The following is a 5,618-nucleotide window of genomic DNA, read 5'->3' as shown; positions in this document are numbered from 1 at the left end:
CAATTGGCTTTTTATGGGAACACTCGGAATTATTGGTGTTTTACTATTTGTTTGGACTATAAAATTAGTAGAAAATGAAACAGTTAGTAAAACTAAAAACTAAAAATTTAGTTAAATAACTACAAAAACAGTTGTATAACTATAAAAATAGTTTATCTTTGATTTATCAAAACGATAAGTCATGCAAAAATTAACGAACAAAGAAGAAGAAATCATGCACATTTTATGGAAGCTAAAAAAAGCTTTTGTAAAAGACATCATGGAAGAAATTACCGACGAAAAACCACATTATAACACACTTTCTACTATTGTTCGTAATTTGGAAGAAAAAGGCTATGTAAGTTATACTGCTTACGGAAAAACGCATCAATACTTTCCAATCGTTCCACTTGTAGAGTATCGAAAAACGTTTATGAATACAGCTATTGATAATTATTTTAATAGTTCGTATAAAAATTTAGTTTCCTATTTTGCTGAAGAAGATAAAATTTCGGCAGACGAACTTCGTGAAATTTTAGCGTTAATCGAAAAAAAGAAATAGTATGGAAAATCTACTAATTTATTTTCTAAAAGTAAACGGACTCATTGTTTTGTTCTACTTGATGTATGTTTTGTTTTTAAGAAAAGAAACTTTTTTTACTTCAAATCGTTGGTATTTGATTAGTGGTTTGGCTTTGTCTATAATTATGCCATTAATCACATTTACCAAAACCATTTGGGTGGCACCTACTCCACTTCCAGAAATTAATTTAGAATCAAGCACAGTTACATTCAATTCAGTAGCACTTCCAGTAGAAGAAACTGCATTAGATTGGACACTTATTTTGGGTTGGGTTTATGCCGTAATTTCGTTGTTTTTGTTAATAAAAATAGGAATTGAAGTGATTTCGTTTTTTAAAAAAATTCGGAACCTCATACAACATAAAAATTCACAATATACCATGGTAGAACTTAATACGATTGAAAATCCGTTTTCGTTTTTTAGTTACATTGTGATAAATAAAAACAAGTTTACCGATGTAGAATTACAACATATTTTAACACACGAAGGCATTCATGTAAAACAAAAACATTCATTTGATGTACTAATCGGAAAAGTGTTTTGTGCTATCTTTTGGGTAAACCCAATTATTTGGTTGTACCGAAAAGCCATGTTACAAAACCTCGAATTTATTGCCGATAATGAAACTTTTCAGCAAATCGAAAACAAATATTTATATCAAAGAACATTATTAAAAGTTGTGACTCATCAACACGACTTAAGTATTACTAATCAATTTTATCAATCATTAATCAAAAAACGAATCGTTATGTTACACACAAATCAATCCAACAAAAAGAATGTTTGGAAGTATGCTACCATTCTTCCGCTATTAGTAGGTTTTATGTTACTGTTTCAAATTGAAACGGTAGCCCAAGTAAAGGAAGTTACAATTTCAAAATCAATTACCAATAAATTAATTCAATTTGTAATTGATAAAAATACAACAGATGAGCAAATAAAAGAAGAAACTGAATTATTAAAAAAAGAGCATAATATAGACTTAAAAATTTCAAAAATTAAACGAAATGCTAAAAATGAAATCACTTCTTTAGAAGCCAAGTTTGAAGATAGTGATAAAACTTCAGGAAAAATTTCAATTAAGGGAGAAGAAGCTATAGAACCTATTCGCTTTTTTAAAGAAATAAATGAAAACGGAAAAGGAAATATTGGTTTCGACAGAAATAACATTTCAACCGTTTTTGCGAAAATGGATGCTGATCAACTAGAATGGAATGATGCTCAAACTATCGAAATAAAAAAATCAGATACAGATGAAGTGATTTACATCATAAATGGGAAAGAATATTCTAAGGAGGAAATGAAAGATAAAATCGTTGAATTAGACGGTGCCATCGAAATGAATGAGAATGAAAAGAACGGAAAAAAAATTATGATTTTTAAAGGAAATTCTACCATTTCAGACGAACCAAAAACCATTATTTATCTTGACGAAAAAATGATTTCTGAGGATGAAATGAAAAGAATAGATGCAAATATCATCAAATCAGTGGATGTAAATAAGGGTAATATCAAAAAAGAAATTAAAATTATAACTAAAAATTCTAGCGGGTTACCAGAAGATGCAGAAATTTATATCAATGGTAAAAAATCAACAAAAGAAGAATTAGACAAAATCGAAAAAGAAAATATTGAAACCATAAATATTAATAACAATAACGGCAAAAAAACAATTGAAATTCAAAAGAGAAATATCAAAACTATTTCGGGAGGTACTTGGAAAGAAGTAGAAACTGAAATACAAAAAAGCAAAACTGATTCAGGAAAACCCAAAACTATTGAACTTAAAAGTGGAGATGTTGTAGTTGTTTTTGATGGTGATAAAATTAAATTTCCTGGTTACCCAACGCAATATTTAAATCAATTAAAATTAGAATTTAAAGGTAAAATTCTTGAAGACAATATTGATTTCTTTAAAAATTATGAGTTTGAAAAGATTAAAGATCTTATCATCATTGAAGATGAAATGTCTCCAAAAGAAAAGAAAAGAATCAAAAAGATAATTATTGAAACCAAATAACAAAAAATCCCGAGTGAATCGGGATTTTTTATTTTACTATATTTGCCAAAAATAATTCGATGTTTAAAATATTAGCCAAACTCAACAAAGCACTTTTACCAAGTTTTACCAAACAAGGTTTAGATCCTATTAAAGCTAAAAATTGGCAAAAAGCAATTATTGCTTACCGCTATTGGGTAACGGTAAAATCGTTAGACTAATAGGTTAAAGCTGCAAAAATTTCTTTGCTTCCTAATTTTTCTCTTCCATTTAAAAACGATAATTCCATTAAGAAATTCATTTGCACAATTTCACCACCTAATTGTTCTACTAACTCACAAACCGCTTTTGCTGTTCCTCCAGTAGCTAAAACATCATCGTGAATTAAAACTCTATCCCCTTTTTGAATGGCATCTGTATGTATCTCTAGAGTATCGGTACCGTATTCTAAAGCATATGAAGCGCTTATGGTATCAAAAGGCAGCTTTTTAGGTTTACGAACAGGAACAAACCCCGCATTCAATTTTTGAGCCAATAAAATCCCAAAAAAGAAACCACGACTCTCTACTCCTATTACCTTATTAATCTTTTTATCAGCTAACGTACTGGCTAACAATTCCAAGCAAGCTTTAGTCGCATCAGGATTACTTAATAGAGGTGTAATATCTTTAAATCCAATTCCTGGTTTCGGAAAATCCTGAATATCACGGATATAGTTTTCTAAGTTCATTTTTTATATATTTTTTCTGTAATTGGTTTGCAATTTACACATTTATCTCTATATTTGCACCCGCATTAAGGCCTCGTGGCGCAACTGAATAGCGCATCTGATTACGGCTCAGAAGGTTACTGGTTTGAATCCAGTCGAGGTCACTAAAAGCTCTGTTTTTACAGAGCTTTTTTTATTTCATTAAGTGACTAACTACCATAAAACCACTCATTACAATCATCAAAGCATCTTCAATAATGGTTACTGTGCTCATAGGAAGATTAAAAACTGTACCTAAACAAGCGCATTGAATCTTCTTTTTATTTAGCACCGATTGCAAAACTCCTAATATACTTAATGACATTACAACAAGTGTAACTGAGTTAGTTATTAACGGACGAAAGTTCAATAAATAAGCTATACCTAAAGCTAGTTCAATGAAAGCGTATGTATAAGCCCAAATTGGAATCCTTTTAGCGATAACATCATACATAACATAACTTTCTGCAAATCCTTTTAAATTTAACAATTTAAAGAACGAAAAAGTCAAAAAGAATCCACCCATAAAATGATTCATCCATTTCATAGCCAATTCGCTAAAAGACATTTTTGTCCCTTTCAGTGTGTCAAAAGCCATGATTGAAGTTACTAATGCAATGTAGAAAAAAATCAACAAAATAGGTTTATAAGTTTCAAACCAACTCTTCTTTTCTTCTTCTTCAGTTGCACCAAATGAAGTAAGAACTTGAATTTGATATTTTGTATCTAGGACTTTTTGAAGTTCAACTAGAGAAATTTTTGCATCCATTGTAATAGTGGCTGAATTTGTTTCCTTTGCAATAACAACATCTGTTACGTGATCCAAAGACATTAAGGCCGATTTTACCTTCTCTTCGCAGTTGGAGCATGTCATTCCTGTAATTTGATATTGATGTGTCATAAGTTTATTTTTGGATCGATATTATCCTATACCCTATAAATTTATGAAAATATAACCAGAGTATTGGTTTTAAAACTAATATTATTAAAACCTTTTTATTCAATATTTAAGCAAAACTTAGATTTTAAGACAAAATTCTAACAAGCCATTGTTTATTCGACTACCTTGGAAAAAAAAATAAATGTCGATAGAAAAGCGGGTGTTGCAGGTAGAAGAATTATTTCAAAAACTTGATGTAGAAATATCAGAATTTAGAGGACATACAAAGCTAAGTTGTGTCGCAGGTTGTGGAAAATGTTGCAATCATCCAGAAATTGACGCGTCTCCCCTTGAGTTTTTACCATGGGCATTTCATTTATTTTTAAATGGTGAAGCTGAAAAAGTCTTACTGAAATTAAACAAAGAAAATTCTGTAGCTTGCTATATTTACAAACCGTTATCTTTATTAAATGGCGATAATGGAAAATGCAGTAATTATCCATACAGAGGTTTAATTTGTCGCCTTTTTGGATTTGGAGCAAATACCGATAAATATGGTCAATTGCGATTGGCAACATGCAAAATTATCAAGGAAGGACAAGCTGAAAATTATAATAAATCAACCGAATTAATCAACAAAGGTTTACCGGTTCCTATTTTTACAGACTACTACATGAATTTATCCCAAATCGATTTTCAATTGGGAAATGTAATTGTTCCAATAAATAAAGCTCTCAAATTAGCTATTGAAGAAGTATTACAATATTACGCCTATCGTCCAATGCCAAATGGTCATTTTAATTGTGCTTAACCTAAATATTTTTCACCGATCACTTTTCGAATCGAAACAAAACCTATTTGATTCAAATCAATTTCCGAACGCTTTACCCAAATCAATTCCTGAATTTCGTCTTCTGCTTCTACTTTAATTACATCGGAATTTAATTCACATTCGTAAAAAATATCCATTGTTCTATAGGGAACGTTTTTGTATAAATAATTATTTGGAGATGTTGTGATATATTTCAAATCGCTATTTGAAATTTCTACACCTAATTCTTCTTTTATTTCTCTACAAGCGGCTTCTTCTGCCGTTTCATTTGGGTCGATAAATCCGCCAGGCAAATCCCATTTTCCTTTGTCTGGGTCTACATTTCTAACCGTAAACAATACTTTATCTTCAAACGTAAAAACAATCGCAACAGCGGCCGCTATGTTATGATAATACGTAAAACCACAATCATCACATAAAAACCTACGGTTATCTGGAAACGTAAAATGGGTTGAAGCACAACTCGGACAAAATTTGAAAAAAGTCATTTTTTTAGTGATTAGTGATTAGTGATTAGTGATTAGTGATTAGTGATTAGTGATTAGTGATTAGTGATTAGTGATTAGTGATTAGTGCAAAGTGATTAGTGATTAGTGA

Annotated in this window: 7 protein-coding genes and 1 tRNA gene; 5 read left to right on the top strand and 3 right to left on the bottom strand. The window is 30.3% G+C overall.

The window, feature by feature from the left end:
* Positions 1-181 precede the first annotated feature (181 nt).
* The 3 genes from OJ995_RS12790 to OJ995_RS12780 are packed head-to-tail and all read left to right on the top strand — an operon-like array spanning position 182 to position 2,782.
* Complete coding sequence (locus OJ995_RS12790; RefSeq protein WP_264369786.1) at positions 182-541, top strand: BlaI/MecI/CopY family transcriptional regulator; 360 nt, start codon at positions 182-184, stop codon at positions 539-541.
* A gap of 1 nt (position 542) precedes the next feature.
* Entirely contained in the window at positions 543-2,582 is a 2,040-nt protein-coding gene (locus OJ995_RS12785; protein WP_264369785.1) for a M56 family metallopeptidase, read from the top strand.
* A gap of 59 nt (positions 2,583-2,641) precedes the next feature.
* A complete protein-coding gene (locus OJ995_RS12780; protein WP_264369784.1) occupies positions 2,642-2,782 on the top strand; it encodes an SsrA-binding protein in 141 nt (46 codons plus the stop codon).
* Here OJ995_RS12780 and OJ995_RS12775 read toward each other — a convergent pair.
* Positions 2,779-3,291, bottom strand: coding sequence for an adenine phosphoribosyltransferase (locus OJ995_RS12775; RefSeq protein ID WP_264369783.1), 513 nt, complete (start codon positions 3,289-3,291; stop codon positions 2,779-2,781). The genes OJ995_RS12780 and OJ995_RS12775 overlap by 4 nt on opposite strands.
* 69 nt (positions 3,292-3,360) lie before the next feature.
* On the opposite strand from OJ995_RS12775, the gene OJ995_RS12770 reads away from it, so the two are divergent.
* Positions 3,361-3,434: transfer RNA gene (locus OJ995_RS12770), tRNA-Arg, on the top strand.
* Positions 3,435-3,463: 29 nt separating this feature from the next.
* Here OJ995_RS12770 and OJ995_RS12765 read toward each other — a convergent pair.
* Positions 3,464-4,210 (bottom strand): heavy-metal-associated domain-containing protein, encoded by a 747-nt coding sequence (locus OJ995_RS12765; RefSeq protein ID WP_264369782.1) that lies wholly within the window; start codon positions 4,208-4,210, stop codon positions 3,464-3,466.
* A 181-nt stretch (positions 4,211-4,391) separates the two neighbouring features.
* Here OJ995_RS12765 and OJ995_RS12760 point away from each other — a divergent pair, with 181 nt between their 5' ends.
* Positions 4,392-5,000: a YkgJ family cysteine cluster protein gene (locus OJ995_RS12760; protein ID WP_264369781.1), complete on the top strand. Its 609-nt coding sequence runs from the start codon at positions 4,392-4,394 to the stop codon at positions 4,998-5,000.
* On the opposite strand, the gene OJ995_RS12755 is transcribed toward OJ995_RS12760, so the two are convergent.
* Positions 4,997-5,509, bottom strand: a complete 513-nt coding sequence (locus tag OJ995_RS12755; protein ID WP_264369780.1) for an NUDIX hydrolase — start codon at positions 5,507-5,509, stop codon at positions 4,997-4,999. The genes OJ995_RS12760 and OJ995_RS12755 overlap by 4 nt on opposite strands.
* Positions 5,510-5,618 lie beyond the last annotated feature (109 nt).

Origin of the sequence: Flavobacterium lacisediminis (assembly GCF_025909975.1) — a bacterium.
GTDB lineage: Bacteria > Bacteroidota > Bacteroidia > Flavobacteriales > Flavobacteriaceae > Flavobacterium > Flavobacterium lacisediminis.
This window is presented reverse-complemented; position numbering and strand designations above follow the sequence as displayed.

What these genes read in the sequence shown, in the direction of transcription:
- OJ995_RS12790 (WP_264369786.1), top strand. Translation starts at nt 182, where the DNA reads ATGCAAAAATTAACGAACAAAGAAGAAGAAATCATGCACATTTTATGG.
- OJ995_RS12785 (WP_264369785.1), top strand. Translation starts at nt 543, where the DNA reads ATGGAAAATCTACTAATTTATTTTCTAAAAGTAAACGGACTCATTGTT.
- OJ995_RS12780 (WP_264369784.1), top strand. Translation starts at nt 2,642, where the DNA reads ATGTTTAAAATATTAGCCAAACTCAACAAAGCACTTTTACCAAGTTTT.
- OJ995_RS12775 (WP_264369783.1), bottom strand. Translation starts at nt 3,291, where the DNA reads ATGAACTTAGAAAACTATATCCGTGATATTCAGGATTTTCCGAAACCA.
- OJ995_RS12765 (WP_264369782.1), bottom strand. Translation starts at nt 4,210, where the DNA reads ATGACACATCAATATCAAATTACAGGAATGACATGCTCCAACTGCGAA.
- OJ995_RS12760 (WP_264369781.1), top strand. Translation starts at nt 4,392, where the DNA reads ATGTCGATAGAAAAGCGGGTGTTGCAGGTAGAAGAATTATTTCAAAAA.
- OJ995_RS12755 (WP_264369780.1), bottom strand. Translation starts at nt 5,509, where the DNA reads ATGACTTTTTTCAAATTTTGTCCGAGTTGTGCTTCAACCCATTTTACG.